The following is a 16,418-nucleotide window of genomic DNA, read 5'->3' as shown; positions in this document are numbered from 1 at the left end:
ACCCGTCGTGACCGCCACCGCCCCGGAGTCGTCCGCGGCTCCGCCCGAACCCGACGACAGCCCGACCCGGGTGCTCGAACCCGGCGCCGGCCCGGAGGCCGAGCGGCGTGGCCGGCTCGACGTCGCCGACCAGGTCGTCGAGAAGATCGCGGCCGCCGCACTGGCCGAGACCGACGGGGTCGGCGGCGCGTCCGGGACCGTCGACCGGATGCTCGGCCGCGACGAAGCAGGCGGCCGCCCGCGGGTGACCGCCACCGTGTCCGGCCGGTCGGTCCGGCTCGACGCCCGGATCTCCGTCACCTACCCGTCCCCGGTCGCCGCGACCTGCGATCGGGCCCGCGCACACGTCGTGCGGCAGGTGGAGTCGCTGACCGGTCTGGGGGTCGCCAGGGTGGACATCGAGGTCTCCGCGCTGACCCACCCGCGGCCTGCGTCGGCGGGGAGGGATCTCGCATGATCCGCCATCCCCGCCGCTCGGTCGCCGCCTCACTGGTCGCGCTCGTGCTGCTGGCGGCGTGCGTGCTGCTGGCGGTCGCCGTCGTGCAACACCTGCTCGGGCAGCCCCCGGTGCTGCCCTTCGCCGAGCTGAACGCGCTCGCCGCCGGTCTGACCGGCGCCGACGTCGCGTTCCTCGCTCTCTGCGGGGCGCTCGCGCTCGTCGGGCTGGTGCTGGTCGTCGTCGCGCTCCGTCCCGGTACCCCCACGGTGCTGCCGCTGGCCGATCGGGACGGCGCCGGCGTCACCGACACCGGGATCACCCGGCGCAGCCTTGACCGGGCGCTGTCCCACGCGGCCACCGGTGTCGACGGGATCACCCGGGCGTCCGTGTCGAGCTCCCGGCGGAAGGCGTCGGTCTCGGCGCACGCGAGCTTCGGCGACGCGGCGGCACTGCGCACCGCGGTCCGGGACGCCGTGTCCGAGCGGCTCGCCGAGATCGGCCCGGCCCGCAGCCCGCGGGTCCGGGTGAAGGTCACCGGAACGAAGGAGTCGTGATGGCCGCCGCGAACCCCCCGGCCCGCCTCAACCGGAGCCTGCTGCTGCTCATCGGCCTGGTGCTGCTGGTGGCGGGTGCGGCCGGACTCGCGTTCGGCAGTGGGGCGCTGCGGTCGCTGCTGCCCGGGCTCGATCCCTCCGTGCCGCTGCTGCCCGGCGCGCTCGACCCACCGGCGTGGGTGCCGTGGGTGACGCTGGCGGCCGCCGTCGTCGTCGGGCTGCTGGCGCTGCGCTGGCTGCTGGCCCAGGCTCGGCGCCGGCCGCGGACCACCCGATGGGGACTTCCCGCGGCCCAGGTCGCCGGCCGTGACGCCGGCAGCACCCGGTTGCACTCCGATCATGCCGCCGCCGCGCTCGCCGCCGACGTCGAGTCCTACGACGGGGTCCAGCGGGCCGCCGCCGTGCTCACCGGCGACCGGACGCGCCCGGAGGTGTACCTGGACGTCACGGCGGAGACCGGAGCAGACCTGGCCGCGCTGCGCGGGCTGATCGACGACCACGCACTGCCCCGGCTGCGTTCCGCGCTCGGCGCCGACGGCGCACGGACCGAGCTGGTGCTGCGGTTGGTGGAGGCGAAGCGGGCCGCGCGGGTCGGTTAGCGGGAGCCGTCCACGAAGGTCCCGGCGATCCGCAGGCCGCTGCCGCCCGCCATCCGCAGCAGCCCGGCCATCGCGATCACCAGACCGGCCATCTCGCAGGTCTCCTCGGCGCCGGCCAGCAGGTTGTAGCCGAACGCGTGCACGTCGCCGGTCTGCTCGAACACCAGCCCGCCCACGGCCTCCAGGCCGACCGCGCCGAACAGGAACACGGCGGCACCGGCGACCACGGTCCAGCTGCCCGGACGACGCAGCAGCATCGGCAGGCAGAGCGCGGCGACGACGAGCACCAGCACCGACGCCGGGATGATCCACGCGTAGGTCAGCAGGCCGCTGGTGCCGAACGTGGTGTGGATGATCCAGCCGATCTGCTCATGGTTCGCGGCGGTCTCGTCCATCGCCACGACCGCGCAGGCCAGGCTCAGCAGGATCCACCGCCAGCGCTCCCGGCGCACCGAGGTCGCCGCGATGAGCGCGAGGATCGCGGCGTTCCCGAGGTGCATCGCCGAGCTGAACCAGGTGGAGATGTTCAGCTCGTTGCCGAGCCGGATCGGCCCCGGGATCTCGAACCCGGGGCGGCCGATCCCGTACACGGCGGCACCGAAGTGGGCGATCGCCAGCAACGCCGCGATCGCCCCGGTGACGGCCACCACCCGCGCGGGCCGCAGCAGGGCCAGGTGCGGCCCGCCGGTGGCCGGCTGCACCGCCGGGGACGGCTCGGCGGGTGCAGCCGCCCGGGCACCCGTCGGGGCGGCGCCCGCCGCGCGCTCGTCGAACCGCGGGATCACCTCGGTCGCCGGGTCCTCGTCGGCGCTGCGCGTCATGTGGTGCTGGGCGGTCATGTCCCCTCCTTCTGCGCGGCCGGGACATTCGCACCGCTGCCGCGTCCGCGTGGCTCCGCATCGCTCGGGGAACGGGAGGCGCAGGACTGGCGTCGGAACGTCGGCCGTCAGGTGACTAGAAGGTAAACGAGCGTCCGTCCCACGGGAAACGCGGCACCGGCTCGCAGCGCGGCGGTCTCCCCCGATCGGGGACCGGCGGGGTCATGACCAGGGGCGGGCCGACCGGGCCGACCAGTACTGCCGTGCCGGTTCGGCGAGCGCGTCCAGCTCGTCCGTCGAACCGGCCGGGACCGTCCACTCCGCACCGGCGACGTTGCTGGCGAGCTGTGCGGTGTCCACCGGGCCGAGCAGCACCCGCCACGCCCACGGGTTCGCCAGTGCCGCGGCGACGGCGAGCCGGTCCGCCGGGACGCCGAACCGGTCGGCGAGCGCGACGGCGGCGGCGTCACCACCGGGCGCCAACCGCCCGTTCGCGAACACCTCCTTGAGGATCACCCGGGCGCCGGCGTCGGCGGCCTCGGCCAGTGCGGGCCCGACCGAAGGTTCGAGCAGGTTCCAGGTGGACTGGATCGAGGTGAACAACGGCTCGCCGTCCACCTCGATCTCGAGAGCGCGGCGCACCGCGTCGGCCTGTGCGGGACCGGAGGTGGAGATCCCGACCCGGATGCCGCGGTCGCGCAGGTGCGCGAGTGCGCGGTGCACCCGGGCGTCGTCGAGCACGCCGGTGTCCAGGGTCGCCGAGTGCACGTGGTAGATCCCGAGCCGGTCCCCCAGCAGCTCCCCGGTCAGCGCGTACTGCTCGGTGAAGGCGTCCAGCGAGTGGTCCTTGGTCTCGTGCCGGTCGGCGTCCATCCGCCAGCCGCCGACGTAGCGGTAGCCCCACTTGGATCCGATCTCGACGTCGTCGATCTCGGGGTGGGCGGCCAGCCAGCCGGCCAGGAACTCCTCGGCGCGTCCGTAGGACCGGGCGACGTCGACGTAGCGCAGTCCCGCCGCGTACGCGGCGTCGAGCAGCTCGTGGGTGCGCGCCCGCAGGGTCTCGACGTCCCGGGTGTCCCCGAGCCGTTCGGCGCGACCGGAGGTGATGTAGGCGGGGCGGGCGACGGCGGCCAGTCCGAGGCCGAGCCGGGACGCGGGGGCGGACATGGGCACAGCCTGCCGTGCCGGGCCCGGGCCTGCCACCGTCGATGAAACACCTGTTGCATGTGCTTGACCCCGCCCGTAGCGTCCCCTCCATGCCAACCGAGGGCTGGGTCCTGCTGCTCGCCCAGTTGCCGGCCTCGCCGTCGAGTCCGCGCGTGACACTGTGGCGTCGTGCCAGGGCGGCCGGCGCCGTCGGCCTGCAGAACGGCGCGTGGGTGCTGCCCGGCACCGACGCGCACCGCGAGTTCTTCGACGGCCTGGCCCGCTACGTCCGCGAGCACGGTGGCACCGCCTACGCGATGGAGACCGTCGCCCGCGACGACGACGGGATCGTCGCCCGCTTCCGCGCCGAGCGGGCCAAGGAGTTCGCCGAGTTCGCCGAGCGGGCCGGCGCGCTGCTGGCCGAACTGGAGAAGGAGTCGGCGCGCGACAACTTCTCGTTCGCCGAGCTGGAGGAGAACGAACAGGACATCGACCGGTTGACCGGTTGGCTGGCCAAGATCACCGCCCGGGACTTCTTCCCGGACGAGCGGCTCAAGGAAGCGGAGGCCACACTGGACCGCTGCCGCCGTTCGATGGAGGCCTTCACCGAGGCCGTCTACCGCGCCGAGGGTGTCGCGCCGGACCTGCCGCCGCGCGCGGAATGAACGCGCACTCCGCCACCGCGAGCGCGGTCGCGGAGCAGCTCGGCACCGACCCGGCCGTCGGGCTGGGCGACGACGAGGCCGCCGCCCGGCTCGCCGAGCACGGACCGAACCGGTGGGTCGTTCCGCGCCGGGTCACCTTCCGCAGCGTGCTCACCGACGAGATCACCGAGCCGATGATGCTGCTGCTGGCCGCGGTGGCGGTGCTCTACGGCATCTGGGGCCGGATGGAGGACACCGTCGCCATCGTCGCGATCATCGTGGTGGTCGTGCTGGTCGAGGTGTTCGCCGAGTACCGCGCGAAGTCGGTGATCGCCGCGCTCGGGACGCTCACCGCACCGACCACACCGGTGCTGCGCGGCGGACGCACCCGCTCGGTGGCCACCGAGGACCTGGTCCCCGGTGATGTGCTGCCGCTGTCGACGGGCACCCGGGTCGCCGCGGACGTCCGGCTGAGCGAGACCTGGGGCCTGCGGATCGACGAGTCCGCCCTGACCGGTGAGTCGGTGGCCGCCGCCAAGCACGCCGGTCGGGTGCTCGACGATGCGGCCGCGCTCGGCGACCGGACCAACCTGGCGTTCGCCGGGACCACCGTCGTCGCCGGACGGGCCCGCGGCGTGGTCGTCGCCACCGGGACGGCGACCGAACTGGGCGCGGTCACCGGGCTGGTGGTCGCCGGTCGACCGCCGCGCACCCCGCTGCAACAGGCGATGCGGGACCTGTCGAAGGCGCTCGCCACGCTGGCGATCGCGTTCAGCGTGCTCGTTCCGCTGATCGGCGTGCTCGGTGGGCAGCCGTGGCGGGAGATGGTGCTGACCGGGCTGACACTGGCGTTCGCGACCGTCCCCGAGGAGCTGCCGATCATCATCAGCCTGGTGCTGGGGCTCGGTGCGTACCGGCTGTCCCGCCGCCGTGGCCTGGTCCGCCGGCTGCGCGCCGCCGAGACCCTCGGTGCGGTCACCGTCATCGCGACCGACAAGACCGGCACGCTGACCGAGAACCGGATGGCCGTCGACCAGGTCGAGCCGGTCGGCGCGACCACCGAGGAACTGCTCGCCGCGGGCGCCGCCTGTACCGAGGCGACCCCGGAGCCGGACGGCGGTTGGGCGGGCGACCCGACCGACGTCGCCTTCCTCGTCGCGGCCCGGGACCGTGGTCTGCCGCCGCCACCGGAACCGGTGCACCGGTTCGCCTTCGACCCGGTCCGCGAATCGATGACGGTGGTGCTGCCGGACCACCGCGTGGTCACCACCGGCGCCCCCGAGTCCGTCCTCGCCCGCTGCCGCACGACCGATCCCGCCCTGCTCGACCGCGCCGGGCAGCTCGCCGCCCGTGGACTACGGGTGATCGCCGTCGCCACCGCGACGGTGACGGAGGTCCCCGCCCGGGTCGAGGACGCCGAGCGGGACCTGGAGTTCACCGGGTTCGTCGCACTGTCCGACCCGCCCCGGCCGGGAGCGGCCGCCGCGGTCGCCGCGGCGCACCACGCCGGCATCCGGGTCCTGATGGTGACCGGCGACCACCCGGCATGTGCCCGGGCGATCGCCACCCGGGTGGGGATCCCCGGTGACGCCCTGCTCACCGGCCCCGAGCTGGACCTGCTCGACGACGACGCCCTCACCGACGCCGTCACCCGGGTGACCCTGTTCGCCCGGGTGACACCCACCCACAAGCTGCGGCTGGTCACTGCACTGCAGGACCGTGGGGAGATCGTCGCGGTGACCGGTGACGGGGTGAACGACGCCCCCGCGCTGGCCCGCGCCGACGTCGGCGTCGCGATGGGGTCCTCGGGCACCGACGTCGCCCGCGACGCCGCCGATCTCGTCCTCGCCGACGACGACGTCTCCACCCTCACCCGCGCGCTGCGCGAGGGGCGCACGCTGCACGACAACCTGCGCAAGGGCGTGAAGTACTACCTGGCCTGCAAGGCGGGTCTGGTCGCGACGGCCGCCGCCGGGGTCGCCGCGGGCCTGCCGATCCCGTTCGCGCCGATCCAGATCGTGGTGCTGGAGATGTACATGGACGTCGCGGGCACGGCGACGTTCGCCGCCGAGCGCAGCGAGCGCGACGCGATGGAGCGGCGACCGCAGGGCAGGACCGAGCGCTTCCTCGACCGGCCGCTGGTGACCGATCTGCTGGCGGGCGGGGCGTCGCTGTTCGCCGCGGTCGGCGGGCTCTACCTGGTCGCCGCCCTCACCGGGACGAACAGCGCGACCGCCCAGACGCTCGCCTTCGTGGCCTGGATGTCGGGCTATCTCGCCCTGGCGTGGGTGATGCGGACCGAGCGCACCCCGCTGCTGTCGGCCGGGCTCCTCTCGAACCGGTTCCTGCCGTTGTGGACGGTGGTGACGGCCGCGTCGCTCGCCGTGATCATGACCGTGGCCCCGCTGCGGGACGCGTTGCGACTGGTGCCGCTGACCGGCGCCCAGTGGCTCGTGGCGGTGCTGGTGCCGATCGTGGCGGTGTCCTGGATCGAGGTCCGCAAGATGGTTCGTGACGCGCGCGGCGCACGGCCCGGCGCCGTCCGCGCCACACCGCCTGCGTGACCTCCGGCCCGATCCGGTCCCGGGCCGGCCGGCGATGTCGCAAGGCCCGGAACGCCCACTTCACCCTGGTCGCGATGGACGAGAACCGGCGCCCGGTGCCGGTGCCGGTACCCGTCACCGACGAGGAGGGACACCACTGGAACGAGGCCGGGATCCGCCGCGACCAGCGGCGCTCGGCGCCCTGAAGCGCCACCACCGATCGGCCCCGGACACACGTCCGCCCCCGGTGGCCGATCGGCCACCGGGGGCAGGACGTGGGGCTCAGCCGACCGAGTCGCCCGATCCGGACTCCTGCGCGCAGGCGTCGGACTGGTCGGTGACCGAGTCGCCCGACTTCGACTTCGCCTCGCCACCGAGACCCAGGGCGCCGGTCAGACCGTTCAGCAGCCCGGCCCCGTCGACCGGGACCTGCCCGCCGAGCACGTTCACCGGGATGTTGTTGTTGCAGATCTGGATCGGCACGTTGATGTTGTTGCCGTTCAGAGCGCCCACCAGGCCGCCGTCGGCGCTCTTGTCGATCGCGCCGCCGTCGTGCGAGCCGTGGCGCTCCGCGTCCTTCGAGGTGTCCTTCGAGCTCTCCGCGGCGTAGTCGCCGGCGAACGCCAGCGGGCTGACCGCGAGCAGGGAGGCGGCGGACGCCGCGACGATGATTCCGGCCTTCTTCAGCACAGTTGTTCTCCTGATGAGTCTCGAGCCCGTGCGTCGACGGTCCCGGATACCTGTCGGCACGCTGACAAAATGGGGGAGCCCGTGCCGGCTGCGCTGCAATCTATCCACCGGCCACCGCGGAGACAATTTCCGTGACCCCATCGGGTGGCGAAACTACTTTACGTGTGGATACTCCCTCGATCCGGTTCTCTGCAGAACCGGCCGAGCCGGTGGACGCGGGGCAGGATCCGGACACGACGGCGCCCCGGGGCCACAGGGCCCCGGGACGCCGTCGATGAGCTACCGGGCGATCAGTCGTCGATCGAGTCGCCGGCGCCGGCCTCCTGCGCGCAGGCGTCCGACTGGTCGGTGGCGGAGTCACCGGAGAGCGCCTTGCCCTCGCCGGCGATACCGGCGGCACCGGTCAGCCCGTTGGCGGCGGCCGCACCCTCGACGGGCACCTGGACGCCCAGGACGTTGACCGGGACGTTGTTGTTGCACGCCTCGACCGGCACCTGGACGTTGTTGCCGTTCAGGCCCGCGACGACGCCCTCGGCGCCCTTGTCGATCACGTTGCCGTCGTTGCCGGCGAACGCCAGCGGGGAGAGCGCGAGCAGGCCCGCGGCGGACGCGGCGACGACGAGGCCGGCCTTCTTCTTCAGCACAGTTCTTCTCCTGATGAGTTACGGAACCGCGAGTCCGCGGAACCGGCACCTGCCGGCACGCAGACAGAAAGGGGGGAGCCCGTGCCGGCTGCGAACAACGTAACGGCCGGAATCGTCGCCATCAAACCCGGCAACACCATCGTGCCGGCATATTACTTTCCGTATGGTTACTCACCTTTTCGGGGCGGATCGCCGAACACCGGGCCCGGGACGCCGGGCGGGCGCCGGCGCGGGACCCCGCCCGGCGGCGGCACTCCGCGCCTCCGCGGTGAGCCACCGCGCGACGTCGACGAGCTTGAGGTTCGAGTCCTGCGAGGAACGGACCAGCAACTCGAACGCGCCCTGGTCGTCGAGGGTGAACCGCTCCATGAGGATCCCCTTCGCCTGGCCGATCACGTCCCGGGTCTCGACGGCGTCGGCCAGCCCCTCGATCCGCCTGGCTCCGTAGACGGCGATCGCCGCCTGGGTGGCGAACGCCCCCGCGATCAGCCGGGCCGTCTCGTCGAACGCGTGCGGCGAGCGCGCATAGAGATTCAGTGCCCCCGGCGACACCTCCGCCGGGGCCATCGTGAACGACAGCAGGCCACGCACCCCGCGCCGGCGGGCCGCCGCGGAGAACCGCGGCCACCGGGTCTCGACGGCGAAGTCCTCGACGTGCACGGTCGTCGTCGTCCCGGTCAGGGCCGCGTCCACGCAGGGGCCTTCGGTCAGCTCGACCTGCAGCGCGTCGAGCTCGGCGACGAGCGGATCGACGGAGCCGTGCGAGGACAGGCTCCCGTCCCGGTCGCGCATCGTCATCCCGGCGAGCTCGACACCCGGGACGTTGAGCACCGCAGCCGCGCACAGCCTGGTCAGGACGGTCTCCGGGTCGTCCTCGGTCACCCGGGCGACCAGGGCGGCCGCACTGCGCGACAGCACCCGATGCAGTTCCTCCGGATCGAGATCGTGCACGACGGGGCTCCTCCGGACGGTGGGTTCGGCGTGGACGAACCCCCGACCGTAACCGCTCAGCGCCGTTCCGAGTCCGGGTCGAGTCCCAGATGCCGCAGATAGCGGGCCGCCGAACGGACGACGGCGGGATGCGCGTCCCCCTGCACGACGTGGCCCCACCAGGCGCCGTACAGCGAGCGGTAGCGGTACCCGGACAATGTCCGGACGGCGCGGCGCACCACGTCCGGATGGGCCGGGATCAGGTTCGGATAGCTGTACATGAAGCCGACCCAGCGACGGTCGGGGACGACCGTCACGATGTCACCGGCACAGACCGCTCCGTGCCCGTCGGGACCGTCCGCCCAGTGCAGCACCGCGCCGCCGGCGAAGTGCACCCCCAGGTGGACGAGGGCGCGACCGGGCAGGATCTCGTGCTCGGTGCCGCTCCACGGCTCGACCTCGGCACCGCGGGGCACCCAGCCCAGGTCGGCCGCGTGGACGTGGATCGGCACGTCACCGAACTCGCGGCTCCAGGCCGACATCGTCGAGTAGTAGTGCGGGTGCGAGATCGCGATCGCCGCGATCCCGCCGAGCTCGTGCACCCGGCCCACGGTCTCGTCGTCGAGCAGGGCGGTGCAGTCCCACAGCACGTTCCCACCCGCCCCCGGTACCAGCAGGGCCCGCTGCCCGATCCCCAGATCCGGCGTCGTCCCGACGCCCCACAGGCCGGGGACCTCCTCGCGGACCTCTCCCCGGAACCCCTCGTCGCGCAACCGGGCCGGGGTGGTCCAGCGCTGACCCGCCCAGTCGACGTACTCGCGCTCGTCCACACAGACCGGGCACGGCCCGGCGCCGTCGCCGAGCGGGAACTGCACTCCGCAGCGCGGACAGAGCGGTCGGTCGTCCAGGTGCACGAGCCCGGTGTTCCCGCGAGGGCCTGACCCGAATCCCACCGGTCAGACGGGCAGCGGCCGGTCCTCGACGACGCTCTTCATCACCAGCGTCGAGCTGAGCCGCTGGACACCGGGCAGGGCGGCGAGCCGGTCGTCGTAGAGATGCTGGAACGCCGACAGATCCCGGGTGATCACCCGGAGCAGGTAGTCGGGGTCACCGAACAGCCGCTGCGCCTGCACGACGTTGGTGATGCCCGCGACGGCCGCCTCGAACGCGGTGACGGTCGCCCGGTCGGCGTCACGCATCGTGACGAAGACCAGCGAGTCGAAACCCAGACCGAGCACCCCGGGATCGAGGTGCGCCCGGTACCCGGCGATCGCGCCGGACTCCTCCAGCGCACGCAGCCGCCGGTGACAGGGCGACACGCTGAGCCGGACCCGTTCGGCCAGCTCGGTGACGGTGATCCGGCCGTCACGCTGCAGCTCGGCAAGAATCTTCCGGTCGATCGCATCCACAGCCCAGATCTTCCCTCAACCGTCGGGATCCTGCGCAACTCTGGAAACACCTTCCGGCTCTTCCGCCATAGCGTTTCCCGAGTAGGTCCGACCGGGGGGGCAGGCATGGCGGTGCAGGCGATCGTCTCGTTCTGGGGGCTGTCGTTGCTGCTCGTCCTCACCCCGGGTGCGGACTGGGCGTACGTGATCGGGGCCGGACTGGCACAGCGCACCGTGCTGCCTGCGGTCGCCGGGCTGCTCGCCGGTCACCTGGCGCTGACCGGCGCCGTCGCCGCCGGGATCGCCGCGCTGGTCGCGAGCTCGCCCGCCACTCTGACCGCGCTCACCGCGGTCGGTGCCGCCTACCTGATCTGGCTGGGGTCGATCGGGCTGGCCCGCCCGGCCGGTGCGGCCCCCGGCCCGGGGGCCGGCCCCGGTAGCGGGGCGTGGCTGCGTCAAGCCGTGAAGGGGGCCGGGACCAGCGGGCTGAACCCGAAGGCCCTGCTGCTGTTCCTGACCCTGTTGCCCCGGTTCACCGACCCGACCGGGGGCTGGCCGGTCGGCGGGCAGATCCTGGTGCTCGGCGCGGTCCACGTCGCCTGCTGCGGGGTCGTGTATCTCGCGGTCGGGACGGGCGCCCGGCGGCTCCTGTCGGCCCACCCGGGCTGGACGCGCACGGTGTCGCGGATCTCCGGCGCGGCGATGGTCGCGATCGGGGCCGGGTTGCTCCTCGGACAGTTCGCCTTCTGAACCGGGTGCGTGATGCGACCAGGCGCTGCGCCACCGGCCGCCGCTCCGGGTGGTGTGCGGCCCGGTCACGCCCGGCAGGCCGCGGGCTCCCCGGATCACGACGCGGTGACCGGCCGTCCGGGTAGCCGGCGGGCTGCTCCGGGCCTACGCCCCGCGACCCGACCGGTGACAAGCGGTGACCGACCCCTCGCCGGAGGGCTCGGGCACCCGATCAGGCGCCGGCCAGCGCCGACACCGCCGTGGCGATCGTGACCGTGTTGAAGACGAACGCGATCACCGCGTTCACCGTGACGGTCCGGCGCATCTCGCGGGAGAGCACGGTGACGTCGGTGGTGCCGAACGTGGTCATCACCGAGACGGCGAAATAGACGTAGTCGGCCCACCCGGGGACACCGTCCCCGGGGAACTGCAGGGCTGCACCGTCCTCGACGAGGTCGTCCGCGTGGAACGCGACCGCGAACGAGACCAGAACGCACAACCACCCCACGACGATGAGGACGACCGCCACCGCGATCCGGATCCCGTCGGGCAGGCTGCCGCCCCCGTGCCCGGGCATCCACAACACCGCGACGGCCAGCGCGACGCCCGCGAAGAAGAGCGAGGCCCCCGGGCCTGGTGCCGTACCCAGCACGTAGCGCTCCAGGACCGTCCCGCGACTCTCCCGGTGTGCCCAGTCGTGGATCTGGGCCGGTGTCGCCCGTACGAAGGCCGCGGTCGTCAACACCAGGTAGGCGCTCAGGTAGATGAGCAGGAGCAGCACCCAGCCGTCGACGAGCGCGAGCCCCGTGTCCTGCGTCTCGGCGACCACGATCATCACGACTCCGCCGAGCAGGGCGAGAGTGGTGCTCGTTCCCGAGCGTCGCCACTCGGGCAACCAGAACCGGGCCAACCCGTCCGACATCGCGCAGCCTCCTCCGGTCGGCCGGGGCGGAGCCTGCGGCCGAGTTGCGCGGAACGCTAGCCCGAGTGTCGCGTGGAGCGCACCGCCGGCGGGCCGGCCAGACCACACCGCCGGCGGGCCGGCCAGACCACGCTGCCGGCGGGCCGGCTCGGGGTTTGACCATGCCGTAGCGGCACGGCCTGTACTGGGCTCCGACCGACTGGAAGGGGTGGTTCCGGTGAGCTCGGATCTCCCGGTGGCGGACGGGAACGGGCCCGGTGGCGGCACGGATCGACGTCGCCTGGTACGCCTCGTGGCGGTGGTGGCCGTGGCGGTTCTGGCCCTGGCCGGCATCGTCGCCGCCGGTACGGCCACGTCACGGGGCCCGGCGGCGGGGGCCGATCGGCTGGGCAGCTACTCCAGCTCCGAGGGGCGCCTGATGTACCAGGTCCACGCCCCGCCGTCCTGGCGGCCCGACCGGCCGATGCCGGTGATGGTGGCGATCCACGGCTGCGGCATGACCGGCTACGGGCTGAACTCCATGAAGTCGATGACCCGGTTCGACGACCTCGCCGACCGCGCGGGATTCCTCGTCGTGTACCCGACCCAGTCGTTGCTGCGCAACGGCTACCTGTGCTGGAACTCGTTGTCCCCCGACCACCAGGAGCGGGGGCGGGGCGAACCCGAGCTGATCGCCGGGGCCATCCGGCAGGTCATCGACGAGTACGGCGCCGATCCCACCCGGGTGCACGTGGCGGGCGCGTCCTCCGGCGCGGGGACCGCCGTGATCCTCGGCGCCACCTACCCGGATCTGGTCGCGACCGTGACCTCGGTGGCCGGCGGCGAGTACCGCTTCCACCTGGCCGAGCACGACCTGGACGCCGTCACACCCGTCGACACCGCGCAGCTCGCGCTGGAGGAGATGGGCCCGCGAGCCCGGCCGGTTCCGATGATCGTCGTGCAGGGTGACCAGGACGAGGTCGTGCCGCCGATCATGGCCGAGCGGTTGGTGCACCAGTGGCTGGTGCTCGGGTCGCTCATCGCGACCGGCCGACCCGAGGTCGACACCACACCGCACGACGTCGAACGCGTCGAGCCGCCCGGCGCCCACCCCTACACCCGCACCAGCCATCGGGTCCCAGGTCAGGCGACCGTCGACTCGTACCTGGTCGAGGGGATGGGGCACACCTGGTCCGGGCCGCGGGCGTCCGGGACCTTCACCGACCGGGCCGGGCCCGACCTGTCGACGATCGTCTGGGAGTTCGCGTCGCAGCGGCCGCTGCGGTGACATGTGCCCCCACCGGATCCGTCCGGCAGCTTCCGGTTCAGCACTGCTGCCACCCTGTGGGGTGAGCCCGCCTCGCCGGTGTCGTCGGCACCGGGCCGGGTGTTGTGCGGTGGGCCCGGAACCGGCTCACCGCGAACTCGGCGGCGTCGAGCTCCGAATCCTGCTCCGTCGAGCCGTGGCCGATGCACTCGCCGTCGGTCCAGCTTGCTCGGCGACGACGCGATGTGCCGCCCCTACCTCGGCGATCGTGCCCGGGCAGGAGTGCGACCGCGCCTCATCAGGGCGACTCGTCGCGCTGGACGTAGGGCCTGGCCAGGCCGTGCGCGGTGCCGAACGGGATCCCGGTCTTCTCGCCCAGCTGCGGCCAGGAGGAGGCGCTCGCGCTGGTAGAGGGCAGCCAGCAGCCGACCGACCCGCTCCTTCGCCGCGTCCCGGTCGGCGTCGGCCAGACGCACCGCACGGACCAGGTCCTCGTCGGACAGTTCATCGAGCGGACGAGCGAGGAGACGGGCGAGTTCGGCGAGCTCCTCCGGGTCCACGGGTCGAGTGTTGGTCGTACCATCTTTCGAGTTGTCGAAAGACACGCCGGTACGGCCGCCTGGGCATCTTCAGATGCTGAACCTTCTTCCGGCACCCCCTGGCGCGCCGAGGGCGCTGTTCACACCGCTGCTGGGCCGTCCCGGCAGTCGGTTCGCTCCCGACCACAACGACGGGCGAACGACTCGTCCAGTCGTCGAAGCCGAGAGTCGGAGCGGCCACCGATACACCCGGGACGCCGCACCGCTTCGCGGGCAGGGGAGCCTCGGGAACCTCCCGGCGGCGGCACCAGCAGGCTGCACGCTGCGAGCCGGCCGACGCGTAAGTGTCGGAGCCCCTGTCTATCGTCCGCCACATGAGCGAGCCGGAGGCGGTCGATCGGACACGTCGAGACTACGACGATGTCGCCGAGCTCTACGACGAGATGGTGCAGAGGGGTGACCTCGTCACAGACGCCTTCTGCACAGCGATGGTCGACGCCTTCGCTCGTCTCGTCCGCGCGGGCGGGTCCGAGAACGCCGTGCTCGACGCCGGTTGTGGACCCGGCCAGTGGACCGACCACCTGGATCGAGCCGGCGTCCGGGCCTACGGGATCGACCTGTCGCCGGCCATGATCAGGATTGCCCGTCGACGTCGCCCCGACCTGCGCTACGAGGTCGGCTCCATGCTCGATCTGGGAGCACCGGACCAGTCGGTCGCCGGCATCCTGGCCGGCTTCTCGCTGATCCACACACCGCCGGACCTCCTGCCCCAGGTCGTGGCCGAGTTCGCCCGAGCGATCGAGCCGGGCGGGCCGCTCCTCGTCGGCGTGCAGGTAACCGACACCGCAGGCGCCGATGGCTGGGTCCCGTACGACCACAAGGCGTCGCCCGCCTACCTGTGGAACCTGGGCGCGCTCGGCGACGTACTGCACGTTCGTGGCTTCCACGAGCTCGGGCGCATGCGCATCGTTGCGCCCGCCCCAGGCAAGCCCCCGGCCGGCTACCTGCTGATGCGTCAGGAAGCTCGCTAGTGGGGCACGCGGCGAAGCGGTTGTCGACAACAAGGAGGCCCAGGACGCGAGCAAGGCGACGGCGCACCGTCCGCACGCTCACGATCAACCGCTGGCCACCATCTCCTCGCTGGTGCGCCCCAGGATCAGTGCCGGAAGCTGGAGGTCCTCCGGCGTCCGCGCGTCCTTGGGCCCACACCTGCTGCACGTCCCGATCAGCGACGCGCGTATCGTCCCCCGTCATCTTCTCTCGCCGGGAGTCCAGGCGAGCGCGGGGTACGTAGCGACTCGACCCCGAGCAACAGAAATCCCCCGGTAGCGCTGCTACCAGGGGATTTGGCGGAGCCGCCTGCGGGAGTCGAACCCGCGACCTACGCATTACGAGCCTGCGAGATGATCATGAGCCGCGACCTGGGGAAACATCCCCGGACGAGGGTTACTGTAGCTCATGATGCGTTGGTACGAGCCGGTAGGCCAGTCCTCGTGATCTGAGCCAGCGTTCGGCGCCGGGGAGTCCTTCGTCCTCGATGATCTCCAGGAGGTCCTCGGCTTCGTGCTGGACCCGGGCCCAGGTCTCCGGGGGAAGCACTAGTTGATCTTCTCCGTGCTGGTCGTCGGCCACGATCTCCTCCTCGGTACGTTCACGATGCAGACCCGCCCAGTCCCTCAGGGCGGTGGACCAGGTGATCTTCTTCCGGCCGGCGGAGGCCTGTTCGATCTCCCACCAGAGCCCGATGTCATCGGCGTTGCCGGTGGCCACGGCGTCACGAAGGATCTGGAACGGTGAACGGTTCCCGCCGCTGCGGGCGACCTTCCCGGCGGCGTTGACCGCCTCCATCGCTGCCTTGGAGACATAGACGGCCAGGGACTCGATGGACTCGACCGTCAGCTCCACCGGGCGGACGTCCAGGCCGCCCCGCTCCGCCACGGCGGTGAAACCCTTCCGGGCAAGGCCCTTCTCCCAGCGACCGAACATCCGGTCCCCCAGAGCCTCCTGGAGCTCTGGGGACACCAGACCGTCGAACACGATCATCGCGTGGCAGTGGACGTGCCAGCCGTTGGCGCCGTGCGTCAGCTCCACGACCCGCAACCACCCGACCACCCCGAACCTCTGCTGATCCTTGGTCCAGGCGCCACCGGAGGACACCGAGCGCCAGGCCGTGGTCAGGGCATCCCAGGACGCCCGCAACGGCGTCCCGGCCCGGTGCTGAAAAGTCAGGGTCACGAACGAGACCGAGCACTGCTTGCTGGCAGCGGCCCTCAGCACCGCCGCCACCTCCTGAGCCCGCTCCGCAGAGATCTTGCGAGAGCACTGCGGACAGGTCCACAAGCCACAGGACTGGAGCCCCGAGATCCCGGCCCGACGACCGTCCTCGGTCTCCGAACACCGGACCACCGCACCACCACCGGTGCGGAACGGCACCCGGCCGCACTTGCGCTGCCGCTTCTGCGAGGACCACTCCCACAGCGACCGCCTCAGCCTCATGGCCCGGATCTCGACCCGGCCGGTGGTGTCACCGGTGCCGGTCACCAGGTCCAGGGTGACCCCGCTGATCGCGATCGGATGGCAGAGCGGG

General features: G+C 72.6%; 19 protein-coding genes. 9 read left to right on the top strand and 10 right to left on the bottom strand.

Annotated features, from left to right (window positions below; genetic code table 11):
* Nucleotides 1-7 precede the first annotated feature (7 nt).
* Genes AB0J24_RS18245 through AB0J24_RS18235 form a run of 3 tightly spaced genes read left to right on the top strand, consistent with a single transcriptional unit; the run spans nt 8 to nt 1,592 of the window.
* Nucleotides 8-457 (top strand): Asp23/Gls24 family envelope stress response protein, encoded by a 450-nt coding sequence (locus tag AB0J24_RS18245; RefSeq protein WP_358682757.1) that lies wholly within the window; start codon nt 8-10, stop codon nt 455-457.
* Nucleotides 454-993, top strand: a complete 540-nt coding sequence (locus AB0J24_RS18240; RefSeq protein ID WP_358682755.1) for a DUF6286 domain-containing protein — start codon at nt 454-456, stop codon at nt 991-993. Before AB0J24_RS18245 ends, AB0J24_RS18240 begins: the two co-directional genes overlap by 4 nt.
* Nucleotides 993-1,592, top strand: coding sequence for an alkaline shock response membrane anchor protein AmaP (locus tag AB0J24_RS18235; RefSeq protein ID WP_358682753.1), 600 nt, complete (start codon nt 993-995; stop codon nt 1,590-1,592). Before AB0J24_RS18240 ends, AB0J24_RS18235 begins: the two co-directional genes overlap by 1 nt.
* Here the strand turns inward: AB0J24_RS18235 and AB0J24_RS18230 are convergent.
* Together AB0J24_RS18230 and AB0J24_RS18225 are read right to left on the bottom strand one after the other, a co-directional pair.
* Nucleotides 1,589-2,431 (bottom strand): hypothetical protein, encoded by an 843-nt coding sequence (locus AB0J24_RS18230; protein ID WP_358682751.1) that lies wholly within the window; start codon nt 2,429-2,431, stop codon nt 1,589-1,591. The two genes, AB0J24_RS18235 and AB0J24_RS18230, sit on opposite strands and share 4 nt — an antisense overlap.
* Nucleotides 2,432-2,632: 201 nt before the next feature.
* Nucleotides 2,633-3,577: an aldo/keto reductase gene (locus tag AB0J24_RS18225; protein WP_358682749.1), complete on the bottom strand. Its 945-nt coding sequence runs from the start codon at nt 3,575-3,577 to the stop codon at nt 2,633-2,635.
* An 89-nt stretch (nt 3,578-3,666) separates the two neighbouring features.
* Here AB0J24_RS18225 and AB0J24_RS18220 point away from each other — a divergent pair, with 89 nt between their 5' ends.
* From AB0J24_RS18220 to AB0J24_RS18210, 3 genes are read left to right on the top strand one after another with little or no spacing between them, the layout of a single operon-like run.
* Nucleotides 3,667-4,221 (top strand): Chromate resistance protein ChrB, encoded by a 555-nt coding sequence (locus AB0J24_RS18220; RefSeq protein WP_358682747.1) that lies wholly within the window; start codon nt 3,667-3,669, stop codon nt 4,219-4,221.
* Complete coding sequence (locus AB0J24_RS18215) at nt 4,218-6,764, top strand: cation-transporting P-type ATPase (RefSeq protein WP_358682745.1); 2,547 nt, start codon at nt 4,218-4,220, stop codon at nt 6,762-6,764. The genes AB0J24_RS18220 and AB0J24_RS18215 overlap by 4 nt, the downstream gene beginning before the upstream one ends.
* Nucleotides 6,761-6,949: a hypothetical protein gene (locus AB0J24_RS18210; protein WP_358682743.1), complete on the top strand. Its 189-nt coding sequence runs from the start codon at nt 6,761-6,763 to the stop codon at nt 6,947-6,949. Before AB0J24_RS18215 ends, AB0J24_RS18210 begins: the two co-directional genes overlap by 4 nt.
* A 76-nt stretch (nt 6,950-7,025) precedes the next feature.
* Here the strand turns inward: AB0J24_RS18210 and AB0J24_RS18205 are convergent, their stop codons facing one another.
* The 5 genes from AB0J24_RS18205 to AB0J24_RS18185 form a co-directional block, all read right to left on the bottom strand.
* A complete protein-coding gene (locus AB0J24_RS18205) occupies nt 7,026-7,433 on the bottom strand; it encodes a hypothetical protein (protein WP_358682741.1) in 408 nt (135 codons plus the stop codon).
* A gap of 290 nt (nt 7,434-7,723) precedes the next feature.
* Entirely contained in the window at nt 7,724-8,077 is a 354-nt protein-coding gene (locus AB0J24_RS18200; protein ID WP_358682739.1) for a hypothetical protein, read from the bottom strand.
* Between the two features lie 171 nt (nt 8,078-8,248).
* Complete coding sequence (locus AB0J24_RS18195) at nt 8,249-9,028, bottom strand: GAF and ANTAR domain-containing protein (RefSeq protein ID WP_358682737.1); 780 nt, start codon at nt 9,026-9,028, stop codon at nt 8,249-8,251.
* Between the two features lie 56 nt (nt 9,029-9,084).
* Nucleotides 9,085-9,882, bottom strand: coding sequence for an MBL fold metallo-hydrolase (locus AB0J24_RS18190; protein ID WP_358682735.1), 798 nt, complete (start codon nt 9,880-9,882; stop codon nt 9,085-9,087).
* Between the two features lie 81 nt (nt 9,883-9,963).
* On the bottom strand, nt 9,964-10,416 hold the full coding sequence (locus AB0J24_RS18185) for an Lrp/AsnC family transcriptional regulator (RefSeq protein ID WP_358682733.1): 453 nt from the start codon (nt 10,414-10,416) through the stop codon (nt 9,964-9,966).
* 105 nt (nt 10,417-10,521) lie between these two features.
* On the opposite strand from AB0J24_RS18185, the gene AB0J24_RS18180 reads away from it, so the two are divergent.
* Nucleotides 10,522-11,145, top strand: coding sequence for a LysE family translocator (locus tag AB0J24_RS18180; protein ID WP_358682731.1), 624 nt, complete (start codon nt 10,522-10,524; stop codon nt 11,143-11,145).
* A 211-nt stretch (nt 11,146-11,356) separates the two neighbouring features.
* On the opposite strand, the gene AB0J24_RS18175 is transcribed toward AB0J24_RS18180, so the two are convergent.
* The gene (locus tag AB0J24_RS18175) at nt 11,357-12,046 is read right to left on the bottom strand and encodes a DUF1345 domain-containing protein (RefSeq protein WP_358682729.1); all 690 of its coding nucleotides are present in this window, start codon (nt 12,044-12,046) and stop codon (nt 11,357-11,359) included.
* A gap of 307 nt (nt 12,047-12,353) precedes the next feature.
* Between AB0J24_RS18175 and AB0J24_RS18170 the strand changes: the two genes are divergently transcribed.
* Complete coding sequence (locus tag AB0J24_RS18170; RefSeq protein WP_358682727.1) at nt 12,354-13,313, top strand: PHB depolymerase family esterase; 960 nt, start codon at nt 12,354-12,356, stop codon at nt 13,311-13,313.
* A gap of 277 nt (nt 13,314-13,590) precedes the next feature.
* Here the strand turns inward: AB0J24_RS18170 and AB0J24_RS18165 are convergent, their stop codons facing one another.
* Nucleotides 13,591-13,773: a hypothetical protein gene (locus AB0J24_RS18165; RefSeq protein ID WP_358682725.1), complete on the bottom strand. Its 183-nt coding sequence runs from the start codon at nt 13,771-13,773 to the stop codon at nt 13,591-13,593.
* A gap of 432 nt (nt 13,774-14,205) precedes the next feature.
* On the opposite strand from AB0J24_RS18165, the gene AB0J24_RS18160 reads away from it, so the two are divergent.
* Nucleotides 14,206-14,862, top strand: a complete 657-nt coding sequence (locus tag AB0J24_RS18160) for a class I SAM-dependent methyltransferase (protein WP_358682723.1) — start codon at nt 14,206-14,208, stop codon at nt 14,860-14,862.
* Nucleotides 14,863-15,277: 415 nt separating this feature from the next.
* Here AB0J24_RS18160 and AB0J24_RS18155 read toward each other — a convergent pair.
* On the bottom strand, nt 15,278-16,418 hold a 1,141-nt coding region (locus tag AB0J24_RS18155; protein ID WP_358682721.1), incomplete at its 5' end, for a protein rep.

Source organism: Pseudonocardia sp. NPDC049635 (assembly GCF_040659795.1).
Taxonomy (GTDB): domain Bacteria; phylum Actinomycetota; class Actinomycetes; order Mycobacteriales; family Pseudonocardiaceae; genus Pseudonocardia.
Note: the sequence above shows the minus strand (reverse complement) of the source record. Positions and strands in the feature narration are given on the sequence as shown.

Bases quoted from the DNA above. Each gene is read 5' to 3' on its own strand.
- AB0J24_RS18240 (WP_358682755.1), top strand. From the start codon at position 454: ATGATCCGCCATCCCCGCCGCTCGGTCGCCGCCTCACTGGTCGCGCTC.
- AB0J24_RS18235 (WP_358682753.1), top strand. From the start codon at position 993: ATGGCCGCCGCGAACCCCCCGGCCCGCCTCAACCGGAGCCTGCTGCTG.
- AB0J24_RS18230 (WP_358682751.1), bottom strand. From the start codon at position 2,431: ATGACCGCCCAGCACCACATGACGCGCAGCGCCGACGAGGACCCGGCG.
- AB0J24_RS18225 (WP_358682749.1), bottom strand. From the start codon at position 3,577: ATGTCCGCCCCCGCGTCCCGGCTCGGCCTCGGACTGGCCGCCGTCGCC.
- AB0J24_RS18220 (WP_358682747.1), top strand. From the start codon at position 3,667: ATGCCAACCGAGGGCTGGGTCCTGCTGCTCGCCCAGTTGCCGGCCTCG.
- AB0J24_RS18215 (WP_358682745.1), top strand. From the start codon at position 4,218: ATGAACGCGCACTCCGCCACCGCGAGCGCGGTCGCGGAGCAGCTCGGC.
- AB0J24_RS18180 (WP_358682731.1), top strand. From the start codon at position 10,522: ATGGCGGTGCAGGCGATCGTCTCGTTCTGGGGGCTGTCGTTGCTGCTC.
- AB0J24_RS18175 (WP_358682729.1), bottom strand. From the start codon at position 12,046: ATGTCGGACGGGTTGGCCCGGTTCTGGTTGCCCGAGTGGCGACGCTCG.
- AB0J24_RS18160 (WP_358682723.1), top strand. From the start codon at position 14,206: ATGAGCGAGCCGGAGGCGGTCGATCGGACACGTCGAGACTACGACGAT.